Below are 14,909 nucleotides of genomic sequence, written 5' to 3'. Positions count from 1 at the left end.
GGTTTCTCCAGAAATGCGCGCTTCAGACGAGCGCCGAATAGATGAGAGTCTTGAGCTCCCGCCGTATCGGATAAAGCCCCGATGGCGATAGCTGGGTCATGAAAACCATGCTGATCCGTTCGACGGGATCGACAAAGAAGGCGGTCGAAAACATCCCGCCCCAGTAAAACTCACCGGTCGAGCCGGGGATCATCGTCCGAGCGACGTCCATGTTGACGGCAAAGCCCAGCCCGAACCCGGTCCCGGCATTCGCCGCCTCGCTGAACAGCGACCGCGACATGCCCGCCAGATCGCCGCCGCCGGGCAGGTGATTGGTCGTCATCAGATCGAGCGTCTTGCGCCCGATCACGCGCTGCCCGTCCAGCGTGCCGCCATTCAACAGCATCGTGCAGAACCGGTGATAGTCGAGCGCGGTCGAAACGAGTCCGCCACCGCCGGAGAGCAGGGTCGGGCGTTTGCCCCACGCCGACTTCGCGCCCTCGTCATACATTACCCGCCCGCTGCGGCCGAAGGTCCAGCAATCGGTCAACCGGTCGATCTTGTCGGCGGGCACCATGAAGCCGGTGTCGGTCATGCCCAGCGGCGCAAAGATATGCTCGGCGAAATACAGGTCGAGCGGCATGCCCGACACCCGCTCCACCACTGCGCCCAGCACATCGGTGGACACCGAATAATTCCACGCCTCCCCCGGCGAAAACTCCAGCGGCAGCTTGCCCAGCGCCGCGACGAACCCGTCGAGGTCGAGATTGCCGTGCCAGCTCTCTATCTTGCCCTCGCGATACGCCGCATCGACATTGCCGCGATTCTGAAAGCCATAGGTCAGGCCGGATGTATGGCGGAGCAGGTCCACCATCCGCATCGGCTCGCTCGTCGGCTTGGTCACGAACGGCACGCCGCCGCCGCCGCCATTGTAAACGCCGACGCCCTTCAGCTCGGGCAGGACGTGATGCACCGGCGTATCGAGCGCGACCTTGCCCGCCTCCACCAATTGCATGAACGCGATCGACGTGACCGGCTTGGTCATCGATGCGATTCGGAAGATCGAGCCTTCATCCACCGCCGCGCCGCCCTCGCGCGCCGGACCCTGATGACTGAAATGCGCCATCTTGCCGTGGCGCGCGATCAGCAACTGTGCATGCGGCAGCTTGCCGGTGTCGAGATAGCGCGCCTTGATATAGGCGGGAATCGCGTTCAACCGGTTGGCGTCGAAGCCGCTGTCGGCGAGCGGTGCGAAAGTGGCGGCGTCCATACCCCTAATTCGAATCCTTCTTCCGGCGCTTTCGGTCGAGCATCGCTTCCCTATTGCGTTTGGCGCGCTATGAATCAAGAATAACATGCAAAGCGGCAGGGCGAAATTGCCAAACCGCACATTGTAAAAATGCTGGAGAGATAGCGCAGTGACCCCAGAACCGATCATTCCGCTCGACCCGTCCTGGCCGAAACTGTCGCTGGCGGAGGCTAAGGCCGCGCTGACCGCTCCCGGCGCACGCTTCGAGATGGATGAGGTGACGATCCGCGGCGTGCCGACACGGGTGTGGAAGAACAGCCCGCCGACACTGGCGTTCCTGATTCAAGCGGCCCGACTGCATGGGCCGAAGCTGTTCACCATCCATGAGGATGAGCGCGTCAGTTTCGACGCCACCTATCGTGCCGTCGCACATCTGGCGACCAAGCTTAAAGAAATGGGCGTGGGCAAGGGCGACCGCGTAGCGCTTGCCATGCGCAACCTGCCCGAATGGCCGGTGATCTTCTTCGCCGCGACCAGCATCGGCGCGATTCTGGTGCCGCTCAATGCGTGGTGGACCGGCGGCGAGCTGGAATATGGTCTGAAGGATTCGGGCAGCAAAATCCTGTTCGTCGATGGCGAGCGCTGCGGGCGTATCGCGGCGCACCTCGCCGCGCTGCCCGATCTGGAGACGGTGGTGGTCAGCCGCTGCCGCACCGACCCGCCCGAAGGATCGGTCCAGCTCGACGATTTGATCGGCACCCCGCACGATTGGGCGACGTTGCCCGAAATCCCGTTCCCGGCCGAGCCGACGCTGCTGCCGGACGACGATGCGACGATCTTCTACACCAGCGGCACCACCGGCAATCCCAAGGGCGCGCTCGGCACGCACCGGAACATCTGTACCAATATCCTCTCCGGCGGCTATTCCGCCGCGCGTTCCCTGCTGCGCCGGGGGGAAGAAATCCCGACCATGCCGGTGTCAAAATCGATGCTCACCGTCATTCCGCTGTTCCACGTCACCGCCTGCAGTGCAGGCATGATGGGTGCGATCGCGTCCGGCTCCACCCTCATCTTCATGCGCAAATGGGACGTGATCGAGGCGATGGAGATCATCCAGCGCGAGCGCGTGAACGCGACCGGCGGCGTGCCGACGGTCGCATGGCAGCTGCTCGAACATCCCGACCGTGCCAAATACGATCTCTCCAGCCTGGAGGCGATCTCCTATGGCGGCGCGCCGTCCGCGCCGGAACTGGTCAAGCGCATCTATACCGAATTCGGGGCGCTGCCCGCAAACGGCTGGGGCATGACCGAGACGATGGCGACGGTCACCAGCCACGGGTCGGAGGATTATCTCAACCGCCCGACCAGCTGCGGCCCGCCGGTCGCGACCGCCGACCTGAAAATCATGGGCGATGACGGCGTGACCGAAATCCCGCTGGGCCAGGTCGGCGAATTGTGGGCGCGCGGGCCGATGGTGGTGAAGGGCTATTGGAACAAGCCCGAAGCGACGGCGGAAACCTTCGTCCAAGGCTGGGTCCGCACCGGCGATCTGGCGAAGCTGGACGAGGAAGGTTTCTGCTACATCGTGGACCGCGCCAAGGACATGATCATCCGCGGCGGCGAAAATATCTATTCGTCCGAGGTCGAGGACGTCCTCTATTCCCACCCCGCCGTCACCGATTGCGCGCTGATCGGCATTCCGCACAAGACGTTGGGCGAGGAACCCGCCGCCGTCGTCCACCTCGCCCCGGGCACGACCGCGACAGAGGCGGAATTGCAGGCATGGGTCCGCGAACGGCTGGCGATCTTCAAGACGCCGGTGGCGATCCGCTTCGTCAAGGAAACGCTGCCTAGGAATGCCAATGGCAAGATCATGAAGCGCGAACTGGGTGTGCTATTCGTCGACGAGGCGGTGAGTTAGGCGGGGGCGGGCCGCTCTTCCGTATTTTCCGCATCCGGATCGCGCCCATGGCTGCGGTCGAGCAATCGCATCGCCGGCGTGACCGTCAGACCGTGCAGCAGAATCGATAACAACGCGACCAGCCCGGTAATCGCCCATAGCCGCTCGCCCTCGACCAGCTCCACATGGTTCAGCGCATAGGCCAGATAATAGAACGACCCGACGCCGCGAATGCCGAAAAAGGCCAGCGTGAATTTCTCGGACAGTGTGGCGGGGAACCGGGTGAGCCCGATCATCCCGGCAGCCGGCCGGACGATCAGAATGATCGCCATGGCGGCGCCAACATCGCTCCAGCGGATCGGTGCCAGCAGCCCCGCTACCAGCGCCCCGCCGAACAGGATCAGCACGACCATCATGCCCAGCCGCTCGATCTGCTCGGTGATGTCGTGCATCTCGCGGTTGAATTCATGATCGCGGTGCGAGCGGCGCAATGTGAGTGCGGTCACGAACACCGCCAGAAAGCCATAACAATCGAGCATCTCGGTCGCGCCATAGGACACGAACGTCGCCGCAATCGCGATCAGCCCATCGCCGGTCTTGGCCAGCTTGCTTTCTGCCGGGACGTGAAAGGTCAGCCAACCGAACACGCGTCCGATCAGCCAGCCGCCGCCCACGCCGATGCCGACCTCCCACAACACGCTGTGCAGCACCCAATCGCGCGCCCATGGCTCCCCCGTCGTCGCCGCCAGCCCCAGCGCGATCGCCAGATTGACGAATGGAAACGCCAGACCGTCGTTCAGTCCGGCCTCGGACGTAAGGCCAAAGCGGACCTCATCCTCCTCCCCCGACTGCGGCTCACCGACCTGCACGTCCGCCGCCAGCACCGGATCGGTCGGCGCGAGGCACGCGCCGAGCAGCAGCGCGGCAACCCATGACAGGCCCAGCCCCCAACCGCCGATCAACGTAATCGCCGCAATCGTCAGCGGCATCGTGATCGCCAGCAGCCGCCAGGTGACATGCCATTTGCGCCAGCTGAACACGCGATCGAGCTTCAATCCCGCACCCATCAGCGCGATGATCACGATCAGCTCGGTAAGGCGTTCGGTGATGTCGGGATGGTTCAGCGGTAGTGGCCGAAACGGTATTTCCGACATGGAGAAGATGCCGACGCCGATCAGAATACAGATAATCGGCATCGACAATGGCAGTCGCTTCAACGCCAGCGGCAACCATGCGACCAGCGCAATCAACAGCCCCGCGCCGGTCAGCCACAGTATATAGGGTTCGGGTGAGGAGAGGGTGGGCATCAGGGGCTAACGGTCGCACGGGCGAAGCGTTCAATTTATCGCAACCCCTATCGTCCCCCCGGCCTTGAGCGGGGCCTCATCTCCAGCACGCTCCAATCATTCGACGGCTGACACGACAGCCCCCACAGCCCCCCGCCACCCCTTCAGCCGCGCATCCCGCACTGCAATAGCCATCCCTGGCTCGAACATCTCGACCTTCCCCCGCATCGCCGCCGCGTCCTCCAGCCCGGAAAACATGCCCGAACCCACGCCCGCCAGCATCGCCGCCCCCAGCGCGGTCGTCTCCGTGAACGCGGGCCGCTCGACCCTCACATCCAGCACATCCGCCAGATCCTGTGCGATCCAGTCGTTTGCCACCATGCCGCCGTCGATGCGCAGCCGCGACCAGTCCGCCCCGTCCGCCGCAAACGCCGTCTTCAGGTCGTGGCTCTGGTGCGCCATCGCCTCCAGCGCGGCGCGGACGATGTGGGCGCGGGTGCTGGCGAGGCTGAGGCCGCTGATCGATCCGCGCGCCTCCGGCTCCCACCACGGCGCGCCAAGCCCGGCCAAAGCGGGTACCAGATAGACGCCGCCATTGGTCGCCAAAGACCGCGCCAGCCCTTCGCTCTCATCCGCCCGTGCGATCAACCCGAGCGAATCGCGCAGCCACTGGATCAGGCTCCCCGCGACGAACACCGATCCCTCGATCGCATAGGTCCGTCGCCCGGCCAATTGCCACAGCACCGTCGATAACAGCCGGTGCTTCGATGTCGGCTGCGACGTCCCGGCATTGGTCAGCACGAACGCGCCGGTCCCAAACGTCGCCTTGGTCTCGCCCTTGGCCAGACAGGCCTGACCGATCGTCGCCGATTGCTGGTCGCCGGCCAGGCCGCAAATCGGAATCCGACCGCCGAACAAGGTCGTGAACCCGAATTCGCCCGCGCAATCGACAATCTCGGGCAGCGCGTCGCGCGGGCAGTCGAACAGGTCGAGCAACCCGTCGCTCCACGCCCCACTGCCCAGGCCCATCAACAACGTGCGCGAAGCATTGGTCGCGTCGGTGACATGCAGTCCGCCGGTCAGCTTCCACACCAGCCACGACTCGATCGTACCGATCGCCAGCCTGTCGCCCGCCGCGCGCAATTGCGGCCAATTGGCCATCGCCCATTTGATCTTGGTTCCGCTGAAATAGGGATCGAGCAGCAACCCCGTCCGCGCCTGCACCCCCGCTTCCTCGCCGCGCTCCTTCAATTCGCGGCAGATGGCGGCACTGCGCCGGTCCTGCCACACAATGGCGGGGGCCAATGGTTCGCCCGTGGTCTTGTCCCAGAAAACGATCGTCTCGCGCTGGTTGGTGATGCCGATCGCAGCGATCTGGTCAGGGCCGCCCGCCGCATCGACTATTGCCTGCGCGCATCGCAGCGTCTTGTCCCAGATTTCGGCGGCGTCATGCTCGACCAGCCCGGCACCGGGATATTGCTGCTCCAGCTCGGCGGATTCGCTTGCCAAGCATGTTCCATCCGGTGCGAACAACATCGCCCGCGTAGACGTGGTGCCCTCGTCGATGACCAGTAATTTCTCTCCCATCCGGACACGTTAGCCGGGATTACATGCGACGCAAATCGCGCTAATGTCGGCGGCGAGAGAGGTGGTGACAATTGGCCGACGGCATTAGCAGGGATCCGTTGGATGCAGGGGAGGGGGCGGTCTCGACCCCGTCGCCGCCGCGCCATCCGATGGTCACACCCGTGGCCGGAGACACCGAAGCCGAGAATCGCCGCGACCGGCTGCTTGCCGCGCTCACGCTGATGGCGGGCATCGGGCTGGTGCTGGCGATCCCGTTCGCGCTTCAGGCCGGGTCACCTTTTTTCCTGCCGCTGACCGCCGCGATCGTCATCGCCATCGCGCTGGTCCCGATCCTGGAATGGCTGGAGCGGCATCGCGTGCCCGCGCCGCTTGCGTCGCTGATCTGCGTGCTGCTGTTCCTGACCGCCGCCAACGCCGCGCTCGTGTCGATCGTCGTGCCCGCCTGGGGCTGGCTGACCGTGATTCCGGAGCGGATCGACAATATCCAGTCGAACGTGAAGCCGCTGATCGACTTCTATTCAAACCTCGAAGCGTTCGTGAACAAGACGATTCAGGAATTCGCCCAGCGCCCGATCCGCCAGACCGCGACGGCGGCAGAACCGCCGCGCTCGATCCTCGAATTCGCCGCCACCTCGGCGCCGACGGCGTTTCTGGAGATGTTCTTCGCCATCCTCGTGATCTTCTTCTTCCTCTCCGGCTGGACCCGGTTGCGGCGCAAGGCGATTACCAGCCGCACCAGCTTCGGCGGCGCGATGGCGACCGCGCGCGTGATTCAGGACGTCGTCGACGATACCTCGGCCTATCTCGGCACGATCACGATCATCAATGTGACGCTGGGGCTGCTCGTCGCGGGGGCGCTGTGGGCGATCGACATGCCCACCCCGCTGATGTGGGGCGGGATCGTCGCCTTGCTCAACTACATCCCCTATCTCGGCCCGATCTTCGCCGCGGTGCTGCTCGCGATGGGCGGGCTGATGACCTATAACGATGTGTGGATGGCACTGCTCCCCGCTGCGCTGATGGCGGGGATGCATCTGATCGAGGCGAATCTGATCACCCCGCTGGTCGTCGGCCGCCGCCTGACCATAAATCCGATCATGATCCTCGTCTCATTGAGCTTTTTCGGCTGGGTCTGGGGCACCGCCGGGGCGCTGCTCGCGGTGCCGCTGCTCATCATCATTCAGACCGTGCTGAACGCTGCCGGCAAGCCCGATATCGCCGGTTTCCTGTTCGAGCACGGCACGCTGGTCGCGGGCGGAAACGCGCCGCCGCCGCGCCCGATGCACAATCACGAAGCGGGGCGCGAAACGCCGGTTGACAGCCCCGAACCGCCCGTCTAGGTGCCGCGCTCTCGCACGGGACTACGGCTCTGCGGGTGTAGCTCAGTTGGTTAGAGCGCCGGCCTGTCACGCCGGAGGTCGCGGGTTCGAGCCCCGTCACTCGCGCCATCCCTCACCGGATGGCTACCGCCCCCGCCTTACCCCATCGATCGAAATGCCCCCCGCGCCGATTGTGGCAAAGATCAGTCCGAACAACACCAGGGCCGCCGCCGGAAATGCCGCGCGAATGCCGAGCGCCGCATCGACCATCACCAGCGCGACGACGAAGTTGAACGCGCACACCAGCCCGGCCCAGCGCGTTGCGAATCCGGCAATGAACGCCACGCCGACCAGAAACTGCGCATAGACCGACAGCGGTGCCATGACCCCCGGCATGGCGAACCCCTTGGCGGCCAGGAACCCGCGAAACTCGGCCATGCGATCGGCGCTGACGACATTGTCCCACACCCCCCAGATCAGGAACGCGCCGACCGCCACGCGCGCCGCCAGCAACGCCACATCGCCACCCCGCGCCAGTCCCGGCAGCGTCAGCCATTTCCGTCTCGTCATCGCCTACCTCTCCTGATCGCCATCCTTCAGCGGCACGCTCGCCACCTGCTTGTGCACCCGCTTGACGAAGCTCGTCTCGTATCGCCGCACCGCCGGATCACTCTCCAGCAGCCGGGCGGTCAGCGCATTGTAATCGTTCATGTCGCGTGCCGACACCAGCACCGCCAGATCGTCCGCGCCCGCAATGTCGAGGATCATCTGCACCTCGTCCGCCGCCGCCAGCCGCTCGCGCAACGCCGCAATGCCGCGTTCCTCGGCATGTTCGTGCACCTGCACCGTCACCAGCGCGCGCAGCCGCTTCTCGCTGAGCCTGGGCGACACCACCGCCACGTCCGCCGCGATCCACCCCTCGCCGCGCAACCGTCGCACCCGCCGCGTCACCGCCGATGCCGACAGCGGGACCTGCGCCGCCAGCGCTTCAGCGGTCGCCAGCGCGTCCGACTGCAAAAGGTTGAGGAGCTGGATATCGAATCCGTCGAGCTTGCCCATCGCCGTCGCATCACCCCGCCAGAATGCCGATTTCAGGCACATAGCCCGTTAAAATCGACTTCAAAAGGCGTATTAGTCAAGTATAACACGTTAGTGATGTTCAACGGAGATAGACTTGATGCGTAAGGAGATTATCGCGGCGATGACACTGGCGGCGCTGACCCCGTTCGCGATGGCGCAGACCAAAGCGCCCGCACCCGCGCCCGCCGCCGCCCCGGCCTATGACGCCGCCGCCGCGAAAAAGGCGATCGCCACCTTCGCCGACGAGCTGGAGAAGAACTTCGTCTTTCCCGACACGGCAAAGCGCTACGCAGCCGCGCTGCGCACCAAGCTGGCGGCGGGCGGCTATGACGGCACGACCGACGCGCAGGCGCTCGCCACCGCAGTCACCGCCGATCTTCAGGGAGTCGCCCCCGACGGCCACCTCGCCATGTTCGCGCCCGGCGGTCCGCAGTCGCAGCGCGTCGGCGCGCCCTCGACCCAGCAAAAGGTCGACAACGTGCCGCTCCCGCCACCGCCGATGGAGCAGGCGGGGATGATCGCCCCCGGCATCGCCTTTGTCCGCTTCAACGGCTTTTACGGCCAGCCCGATACGCTGAAGGCGTTCGCCGCGTTCCTCGACACGAATGCGGGGGCAAAGGTCCTCATCATCGACGCGCGCACCCATCGCGGCGGCGGGCTGGACGAGATGGACATTCTGTTCCCGCGCATCTTCACCCAAGCGCAAGCGGTGATGACGATGGACACCCGCGCCTCGGTCGCGGAGGCTCAGGGCGGGTTGCCGTTCCGCTCGCTGGTCAAAGTCGATGCGCCGGCGGAATATTACCGCGCCGAGCATCGCGTCGTCCCCGCTTTGCCGCAATCGCCCTGGGCAAAGGCGAAAATCTACTATTTGACCTCGCCGCGCACCGGCTCTGCCGCCGAGCATCTCGCCTCCGCCTTCAAGGGGACGAAGCGCGCCACGCTTATCGGCGCGACCACCGCGGGCGCGGGCCATTATGGCGGCACCGCACCGCTGGGTGGCGGCTACAGCGCCTTCATTCCCGTCGGCCGCAGCTATTTCCCCGGCGGCGACGGTTGGGAAGGGACCGGCGTCGTACCGAACATCGCGGTCGCCCCCGAACGCGCACTGGTCGAGGCACTGACCCGCGAAGGCATCGCCCCGGCCGAGGCGGAGGCGCTGTCCGAACGCTACAAGCCGAGCGAACCGATGGAACGCCGCAAGCCGCGCAAACCCTGATCGGGAGCATCCATCGCACTTTCCACAGATCGCTCAGGGCTGCCCCTTGCGCTGCCCGACCCAGCCGTTAGACGCCCCGCTTTACCATTTGGGAGCAAGCCATGAGTGACTCGATTTCGGCCGAGCAGCTGCGCCTTCTGATCGAGCGGATCGAGCGGCTGGAAGAGGAAAAGAAGGGCATCGCCGACGACATCAAGGATGTCTATGGCGAGGCCAAGGCGACCGGTTTCGATGCGAAAATCATGCGCACCATCATCCGCCTGCGAAAGATGGAGAAGCACCAGCTCGACGAGCAGGATGCGCTGCTCGACACCTATCGCGCGGCGCTCGGAATGGCGTAAGCTTTGGCCTTCCAACCGGGAGGCCAAAGATGATTCTGACCACGACATCCACACTCGATGGCAAGACGGTCACGCGCTATCACGGCATCGTGACCGCGGAAGTCATCATCGGGGCAAACATCTTCCGCGACCTGTTTGCGGGCATCCGCGACATCGTCGGCGGGCGTTCGGGCAGCTATGAACGCCCGCTCAAGGAAGCCCGCAAGACCGCGCTCGACGAACTGTCGGCTGAGGCTCAGGCGCTGGGTGCGAACGGCGTGATCGGCATCGACTTCGATTACGAGGTGATCGGCAAGAACGGATCGATGCTGATGGTCTCCGCCTCCGGCACGGCGGTGACGGTCAGCGGCTAGGCATTGCACCGCGACCCGCCCCTGTCCTAGAGACGCGCATTCAAATTTACGGGACCACCCATGGCAGGCCATTCCAAGTTCAAGAACATCATGCACCGCAAGGGCGCGCAGGATAAGAAGCGCTCCGGCATGTTCAGCAAGCTCAGCCGCGAAATCACCGTCGCGGCCAAGATGGGCCTGCCCGATCCCGACATGAACCCGCGCCTGCGCGCCGCGATCAACGCGGCCAAGGCGCAGTCGGTGCCCAAGGACAATATCCAGCGCGCGATCGACAAGGCGAGCAAGGGCGACGCGGAGAATTACGAGGAAATCCGTTACGAGGGCTTTGGCCCTGGCGGCGTGTCCCTGATTATCGAAGCGCTGAGCGACAACCGCAACCGCACCGCCACCAACGTCCGCACGGCGGTGTCGAAAAATGGCGGCAACCTCGGCGCGTCCGGCTCGGTCAGCCACGCCTTCGACCGCGTCGGCCTGATCAACTATCCTGCCAGTGTCGGCGACGCCGAGAAGGTGTTCGAGGCGGCGCTGGAAGCCGGGGCCGAGGACGTCACGTCATCCGAGGATGGCCACGAAATCTGGACCGCGAATGGCGACCTCCACGAAGTCGCCAAGGCGCTGGAAGCCGTGCTGGGCGAAGCCGAAGGCGCAAAACTCGCCTGGCGCCCGCAAACGATGGTCGAAGTCGACGAAGGCGACGCCGCGACCCTGTTCAAGCTGATCGACGCGCTCGACGATGACGACGATGTGCAGACGGTGTGGGGGAACTACGAAGTCTCCGACGCGGTGATGGAAAAGCTCGGATAATGTGGGCGCTGATTGCCAAGGCGCTGCTGTCCGGCGCGCTGATCGTGGCGATCGCGGAAATCGGTAAGCGCCAACCCGCGATGGCGGCGCTGGTTGCGTCGCTGCCGCTGATTTCAATTCTGGGCATGATTCTGCTGTGGAGCGGGCGTCCAGACGCGGAAAACATGGCGCATCATGCGGAGGCGACCTTCTGGTACGTGCTGCCGTCGCTGCCGATGTTCCTGCTGATCCCGATGCTGTTGCGCAGCGGCGTCAGTTTCTGGATCGCGCTGCTTGCGGGCTGCGCGCTCACCGTTGCGCTGTATTTGGGCATGACGACGATCGGGCCGCGGTTCGGCCTGCGGCTTTGATCATCCTCGGCCTCGACCCCGGCCTTGGCACCACCGGCTGGGGCCTCATCCGCGCCGAGGGCAATCGCCTGTCCCACCTCGCCAACGGTCGCCTGAAGACCGACAGCGCCGCAACGCTGCCGCGCCGCCTCGCGCATCTTGATGCAATGCTGTCAGCGCTCCTCACCGACCACGCCCCCGACGCCGCCGCGGTCGAGGAAGTCTTCGTCAACGCCAACCCCCAATCCACCCTCAAGCTCGGCCAGGCGCGCGGCGTCGTCATCTGCGCGGCGGCACGCACCGGCATCGATGTCGGCGAATATGCCGCGCGGCTGGTCAAGAAATCCGTCGTCGGCACCGGCAGTGCGGAAAAGGCGCAAGTCCACGCGATGGTCGCTCGCCTGCTCCCCGGCACGAAGATCGACGGCCCCGACGCTGCCGACGCACTCGCGGTCGCGATCTGCCACGCGCACCACATGGCCAGCGCTCGCCGCATCCCCTGACCTTTTCCCTTTCCTACATCACACCGTTCCGCTTATGTACCGGGCTGTGAACAGCGACCTGACCCAGCCCCGGACACCCCCACACGCACGCAGTCTTGTCACGCATGACAACCGTGCGATTCCGTCAAGACTGTCAATCGAAGTTGACAGGTGTCGGCCATGATCGCCCATCTCAACGGCCACCTCGCCGCCACCGGGGCGGACCACGCAGTGATCGACGTGAACGGCGTCGGCTATCTTGTCGGCGCATCGGCCAAGACGCTGGAGGCATTGGGCGGCGTCGGTGATTTCGTCACGATTCACACCGAAATGCTGGTGAGCGAGGACTCGATGCGCCTGATGGGCTTCGCGTCTGCCGAGGAACGCGACTGGTTCAAGCTGCTGACCAGCGTGCAGGGGGTAGGGGCCAAGGTCGCGCTCGCCATCCTCTCGATCCTCTCCCCCGCCGAAGCGCAAACCGCCGTCGCCCGCGCCGACGCCGCCATGATCGCGCGGGCGAATGGCGTCGGCCCGAAACTGGCGCAACGCATCGTCAACGAATTGAAGGACAAGGCCGGCGGCATCGCGCTGGGCGGTGGCGGCGCAGGCGTGGCGGCCCCGGCGGGCAGCACCGCGAACGACGCGGTGTCGGCGCTGATGAACCTGGGCTTCAAACCAGCCGAGGCGAGCATGGCGGTGAACGCCGCGAACGACGAGCTTGGGGCAGGGGCGACGCTGGACGCGCTGGTCCGGCTCGCGCTGCGGAAGGCGGCGAAGTGACGCCCCAACCCCACCCCAACTACCACCGTCATGCTGAACTCGTTTCAGCATCCACCGCGCCACCCGCGCAAACCCCACGGCTCCTGCACCGAAAGCGCAGCCATGCCCAAGCGACCCTGCGTCTATATCCTAGCCAGCCAGCCAATGGGCACGCTCTACATCGGCGTAACCGCGTATCTGCTGGCACGTCTGTATCAGCACCGCAGCGGCGAGATTCCTGGCTTCACCTCAAACCACCACGTCCACATGCTCGTCCGCTACGAGTTCTTCGCCACGATGCCCGAAGCCATCGCCCGCGAGAAACAGCTCAAGCGCTGGCACCGGCAGTGGAAAATCAATCTGATCGAAACCGACAACCCGCAATGGATCGACCTTGCGGTGGGGCTGGGGCTGGAACCGTTGCCGCCGGGCGCGCGGCGAAGTGGATGCTGAAACAAGTTCAGCATGACGGAAAATTGTAATGGAGTGGCCGTTTTTAAGATCGGCTATACTGTCGCTCGTGAGCGTAGCGGTGCCGGTGTTGCTCGTCAGTTTATACGTGATGATTGATGCGGCTGGTCTGATCTCATTCAAGGCCTTGGAACGATCACGCTACTTCGGCTGGGGGATGTTGGGTTCGTTCGTGTTGGCAGGCTTGATTCCGATCTGGCTTCAGCGCTGGCCGGTATTTTGGCGCCTGCTGGTCTCGGCGGTCTACATTCCGGTCATGTCTTTTGGCTTGTTCGGCTACCTGCTCGGCTTTGCGTGTGCCTATACCGGGGACTGCATCTGATGACCGACGACCGCATCCTCACCGCCGCCCGCCGTCCGGAGGACGTCGACGCTGCCCTCCGCCCCAAAAGCCTTGAGGAATTCGTCGGCCAGCGCGCCGCCCGCGACAACCTCCGCGTGTTCATCGACGCCGCCAAGCAACGCGGCGACGCGCTCGACCATGTCCTGTTCTTCGGCCCGCCCGGCCTCGGCAAGACCACGCTGGCGCAGATCGTCGCGCGCGAAATGGGCGTCGGCTTCCGCGCCACTTCCGGCCCGGTCATCGCCAAGTCGGGCGATCTTGCCGCGTTGCTCACCAATCTCGAGGACGGCGACGTCCTGTTCATCGACGAAATCCACCGTCTCGCCCCCGCGGTCGAGGAAGTCCTCTACCCCGCGATGGAGGACCGCGCGCTCGACCTGATGATCGGCGAAGGCCCGTCCGCACGCAGCGTCCGCATCGACTTGCCCCGCTTCACCCTGGTCGGCGCGACCACGCGGCAGGGGCTGCTCACCACCCCCCTGCGCGACCGTTTCGGCATCCCCGTCCGCCTGCAATTCTACACCGTCGAGGAACTGCAACGCGTTGTCACCCGCGCCGCCGGGCTGCTCGACCTGCACGTGTCTGACGATGGCGCGACCGAGATTGCACGACGCTCACGCGGAACCCCACGCATTGCCGGGCGGCTGCTGCGCCGGGTCCGCGATTTCGCCAATGTTGCCGGGGTCGCCACCGTCGATGCCCGCGCCGCCGACTCCGCGCTCAACCGGCTGGAGGTCGACGCGCTCGGCCTCGACGCGATGGACCGGCGCTACCTCATGATGATCGCGGACATCTATCGCGGTGGCCCGGTCGGGGTCGAGACGCTCGCCGCCGGCCTGTCCGAACCGCGCGACACGGTCGAGGAGGTGATCGAACCGTACCTGATCCAGATCGGCCTGATCGCCCGCACCGCGCGCGGCCGCTGCCTCAACGCGGCCGGCTGGAAGCATCTCGGCCTCAACCCGCCAGCGGGTGCGCAGGAGGGGCTGTTCGACACCTAGTCCTCACTCAACCCCTCCCGCTTTCGCGGGAGGGGCAGGGGGGCGCAATATCCTTCAGCCGTAACAGCCCATAGTCCAGCGCCGCATCCCACGCCGCGCGAAAGCTCTCCGCCCCCGCCGCCCGCCGCAGCGTATAGGCGTTCGCCTGCGACATATTCACCATCGTGGCCGCCCGCCGGACCGACCCCGTATCCGCCAGCGCCTCGATAAACGCGCGCTGCCGCTCCGGCGTCCACCCGTCATGGCGGTTGGTCTTGCGCGGGACCGGCGCAAAGTCAGGCAGCGCAGGACGATCCTCGCGCTTCACGGGAACCCGGTTCTGCATGCTTCCCTCCGATGCGATTCGCTCAACCGATCAGGGTGTAGGCAAGGGGGGGGGGTTGTAGGAAAGTATTTTGTTTTTGTTT

18 protein-coding genes and 1 tRNA gene are annotated in these 14,909 nt (G+C 65.2%); 13 read left to right on the top strand and 6 right to left on the bottom strand.

Annotated features, from left to right (window positions below; translation table 11 throughout):
* Nucleotides 1-22: 22 nt before the first annotated feature.
* A complete protein-coding gene (locus U1702_RS08315; RefSeq protein WP_332723543.1) occupies nucleotides 23-1,249 on the bottom strand; it encodes a serine hydrolase domain-containing protein in 1,227 nt (408 codons plus the stop codon).
* A gap of 148 nt (nucleotides 1,250-1,397) precedes the next feature.
* On the opposite strand from U1702_RS08315, the gene U1702_RS08310 reads away from it, so the two are divergent.
* The gene (locus U1702_RS08310) at nucleotides 1,398-3,149 is read left to right on the top strand and encodes a class I adenylate-forming enzyme family protein (protein ID WP_332723542.1); all 1,752 of its coding nucleotides are present in this window, start codon (nucleotides 1,398-1,400) and stop codon (nucleotides 3,147-3,149) included.
* Here U1702_RS08310 and U1702_RS08305 read toward each other — a convergent pair.
* Entirely contained in the window at nucleotides 3,146-4,435 is a 1,290-nt protein-coding gene (locus U1702_RS08305) for a cation:proton antiporter (protein ID WP_332723541.1), read from the bottom strand. The two genes, U1702_RS08310 and U1702_RS08305, sit on opposite strands and share 4 nt — an antisense overlap.
* A 96-nt stretch (nucleotides 4,436-4,531) precedes the next feature.
* Nucleotides 4,532-6,001 (bottom strand): FGGY family carbohydrate kinase, encoded by a 1,470-nt coding sequence (locus U1702_RS08300; RefSeq protein WP_332723540.1) that lies wholly within the window; start codon nucleotides 5,999-6,001, stop codon nucleotides 4,532-4,534.
* Between the two features lie 149 nt (nucleotides 6,002-6,150).
* On the opposite strand from U1702_RS08300, the gene U1702_RS08295 reads away from it, so the two are divergent.
* Nucleotides 6,151-7,341 carry an AI-2E family transporter gene (locus tag U1702_RS08295; protein ID WP_443026812.1) on the top strand — a complete coding sequence of 397 codons (1,191 nt, stop codon included), beginning with the start codon at nucleotides 6,151-6,153 and terminating at the stop codon, nucleotides 7,339-7,341.
* 31 nt (nucleotides 7,342-7,372) lie between these two features.
* Nucleotides 7,373-7,449 (top strand) — tRNA-Asp (locus tag U1702_RS08290).
* 15 nt (nucleotides 7,450-7,464) lie between these two features.
* Here U1702_RS08290 and U1702_RS08285 read toward each other — a convergent pair.
* Together U1702_RS08285 and U1702_RS08280 are read right to left on the bottom strand one after the other, a co-directional pair.
* A complete protein-coding gene (locus tag U1702_RS08285) occupies nucleotides 7,465-7,890 on the bottom strand; it encodes a DoxX family protein (protein ID WP_332723539.1) in 426 nt (141 codons plus the stop codon).
* Nucleotides 7,891-7,893: 3 nt separating this feature from the next.
* Nucleotides 7,894-8,421: an Lrp/AsnC family transcriptional regulator gene (locus U1702_RS08280; RefSeq protein ID WP_332723538.1), complete on the bottom strand. Its 528-nt coding sequence runs from the start codon at nucleotides 8,419-8,421 to the stop codon at nucleotides 7,894-7,896.
* Between the two features lie 76 nt (nucleotides 8,422-8,497).
* Here U1702_RS08280 and U1702_RS08275 point away from each other — a divergent pair, with 76 nt between their 5' ends.
* From U1702_RS08275 to ruvB, 10 genes are all read left to right on the top strand, one after another.
* Nucleotides 8,498-9,619, top strand: a complete 1,122-nt coding sequence (locus tag U1702_RS08275; RefSeq protein ID WP_332723537.1) for a S41 family peptidase — start codon at nucleotides 8,498-8,500, stop codon at nucleotides 9,617-9,619.
* A gap of 101 nt (nucleotides 9,620-9,720) precedes the next feature.
* Entirely contained in the window at nucleotides 9,721-9,960 is a 240-nt protein-coding gene (locus tag U1702_RS08270; RefSeq protein WP_332723536.1) for a DUF2312 domain-containing protein, read from the top strand.
* Between the two features lie 29 nt (nucleotides 9,961-9,989).
* Nucleotides 9,990-10,313, top strand: a complete 324-nt coding sequence (locus tag U1702_RS08265; RefSeq protein WP_332723535.1) for a heavy metal-binding domain-containing protein — start codon at nucleotides 9,990-9,992, stop codon at nucleotides 10,311-10,313.
* Between the two features lie 60 nt (nucleotides 10,314-10,373).
* Complete coding sequence (locus U1702_RS08260; RefSeq protein WP_332723534.1) at nucleotides 10,374-11,117, top strand: YebC/PmpR family DNA-binding transcriptional regulator; 744 nt, start codon at nucleotides 10,374-10,376, stop codon at nucleotides 11,115-11,117.
* Nucleotides 11,117-11,467 carry a DUF3147 family protein gene (locus U1702_RS08255; protein WP_332723533.1) on the top strand — a complete coding sequence of 117 codons (351 nt, stop codon included), beginning with the start codon at nucleotides 11,117-11,119 and terminating at the stop codon, nucleotides 11,465-11,467. Before U1702_RS08260 ends, U1702_RS08255 begins: the two co-directional genes overlap by 1 nt.
* Nucleotides 11,464-11,949: a crossover junction endodeoxyribonuclease RuvC gene (ruvC, locus tag U1702_RS08250; protein ID WP_332723532.1), complete on the top strand. Its 486-nt coding sequence runs from the start codon at nucleotides 11,464-11,466 to the stop codon at nucleotides 11,947-11,949. The genes U1702_RS08255 and ruvC overlap by 4 nt, the downstream gene beginning before the upstream one ends.
* Nucleotides 11,950-12,108: 159 nt before the next feature.
* Nucleotides 12,109-12,708, top strand: a complete 600-nt coding sequence (gene ruvA / locus U1702_RS08245; RefSeq protein ID WP_332723531.1) for a Holliday junction branch migration protein RuvA — start codon at nucleotides 12,109-12,111, stop codon at nucleotides 12,706-12,708.
* A gap of 102 nt (nucleotides 12,709-12,810) precedes the next feature.
* Nucleotides 12,811-13,140: a GIY-YIG nuclease family protein gene (locus U1702_RS08240; RefSeq protein ID WP_332723530.1), complete on the top strand. Its 330-nt coding sequence runs from the start codon at nucleotides 12,811-12,813 to the stop codon at nucleotides 13,138-13,140.
* 28 nt (nucleotides 13,141-13,168) lie between these two features.
* Nucleotides 13,169-13,480: a hypothetical protein gene (locus tag U1702_RS08235; RefSeq protein ID WP_332723529.1), complete on the top strand. Its 312-nt coding sequence runs from the start codon at nucleotides 13,169-13,171 to the stop codon at nucleotides 13,478-13,480.
* A complete protein-coding gene (gene ruvB / locus U1702_RS08230; protein ID WP_332723528.1) occupies nucleotides 13,480-14,502 on the top strand; it encodes a Holliday junction branch migration DNA helicase RuvB in 1,023 nt (340 codons plus the stop codon). The genes U1702_RS08235 and ruvB overlap by 1 nt, the downstream gene beginning before the upstream one ends.
* Before the next feature lie 7 nt (nucleotides 14,503-14,509).
* Here the strand turns inward: ruvB and U1702_RS08225 are convergent, their stop codons facing one another.
* Nucleotides 14,510-14,827, bottom strand: a complete 318-nt coding sequence (locus U1702_RS08225; RefSeq protein WP_332723527.1) for a hypothetical protein — start codon at nucleotides 14,825-14,827, stop codon at nucleotides 14,510-14,512.
* Nucleotides 14,828-14,909 lie beyond the last annotated feature (82 nt).

Source organism: Sphingomonas sp. LT1P40 (assembly GCF_036663835.1).
Classification (GTDB): Bacteria; Pseudomonadota; Alphaproteobacteria; order Sphingomonadales; family Sphingomonadaceae; genus Sphingomonas.
The sequence above is the reverse complement of the archived record's forward strand: the minus strand, read 5'-3'. Positions and strand labels throughout refer to the sequence as shown.

Bases quoted from the DNA above. Each gene is read 5' to 3' on its own strand.
- U1702_RS08260 (WP_332723534.1), top strand. From the start codon at position 10,374: ATGGCAGGCCATTCCAAGTTCAAGAACATCATGCACCGCAAGGGCGCG.
- U1702_RS08265 (WP_332723535.1), top strand. From the start codon at position 9,990: ATGATTCTGACCACGACATCCACACTCGATGGCAAGACGGTCACGCGC.
- U1702_RS08300 (WP_332723540.1), bottom strand. From the start codon at position 6,001: ATGGGAGAGAAATTACTGGTCATCGACGAGGGCACCACGTCTACGCGG.
- ruvB (WP_332723528.1), top strand. From the start codon at position 13,480: ATGACCGACGACCGCATCCTCACCGCCGCCCGCCGTCCGGAGGACGTC.
- U1702_RS08255 (WP_332723533.1), top strand. From the start codon at position 11,117: ATGTGGGCGCTGATTGCCAAGGCGCTGCTGTCCGGCGCGCTGATCGTG.
- U1702_RS08275 (WP_332723537.1), top strand. From the start codon at position 8,498: ATGCGTAAGGAGATTATCGCGGCGATGACACTGGCGGCGCTGACCCCG.
- U1702_RS08295 (WP_443026812.1), top strand. From the start codon at position 6,151: ATGGTCACACCCGTGGCCGGAGACACCGAAGCCGAGAATCGCCGCGAC.
- U1702_RS08280 (WP_332723538.1), bottom strand. From the start codon at position 8,421: ATGTGCCTGAAATCGGCATTCTGGCGGGGTGATGCGACGGCGATGGGC.
- U1702_RS08315 (WP_332723543.1), bottom strand. From the start codon at position 1,249: ATGGACGCCGCCACTTTCGCACCGCTCGCCGACAGCGGCTTCGACGCC.
- U1702_RS08235 (WP_332723529.1), top strand. From the start codon at position 13,169: ATGGAGTGGCCGTTTTTAAGATCGGCTATACTGTCGCTCGTGAGCGTA.
- U1702_RS08305 (WP_332723541.1), bottom strand. From the start codon at position 4,435: ATGCCCACCCTCTCCTCACCCGAACCCTATATACTGTGGCTGACCGGC.
- ruvA (WP_332723531.1), top strand. From the start codon at position 12,109: ATGATCGCCCATCTCAACGGCCACCTCGCCGCCACCGGGGCGGACCAC.
- U1702_RS08270 (WP_332723536.1), top strand. From the start codon at position 9,721: ATGAGTGACTCGATTTCGGCCGAGCAGCTGCGCCTTCTGATCGAGCGG.
- U1702_RS08240 (WP_332723530.1), top strand. From the start codon at position 12,811: ATGCCCAAGCGACCCTGCGTCTATATCCTAGCCAGCCAGCCAATGGGC.
- U1702_RS08225 (WP_332723527.1), bottom strand. From the start codon at position 14,827: ATGCAGAACCGGGTTCCCGTGAAGCGCGAGGATCGTCCTGCGCTGCCT.
- U1702_RS08285 (WP_332723539.1), bottom strand. From the start codon at position 7,890: ATGACGAGACGGAAATGGCTGACGCTGCCGGGACTGGCGCGGGGTGGC.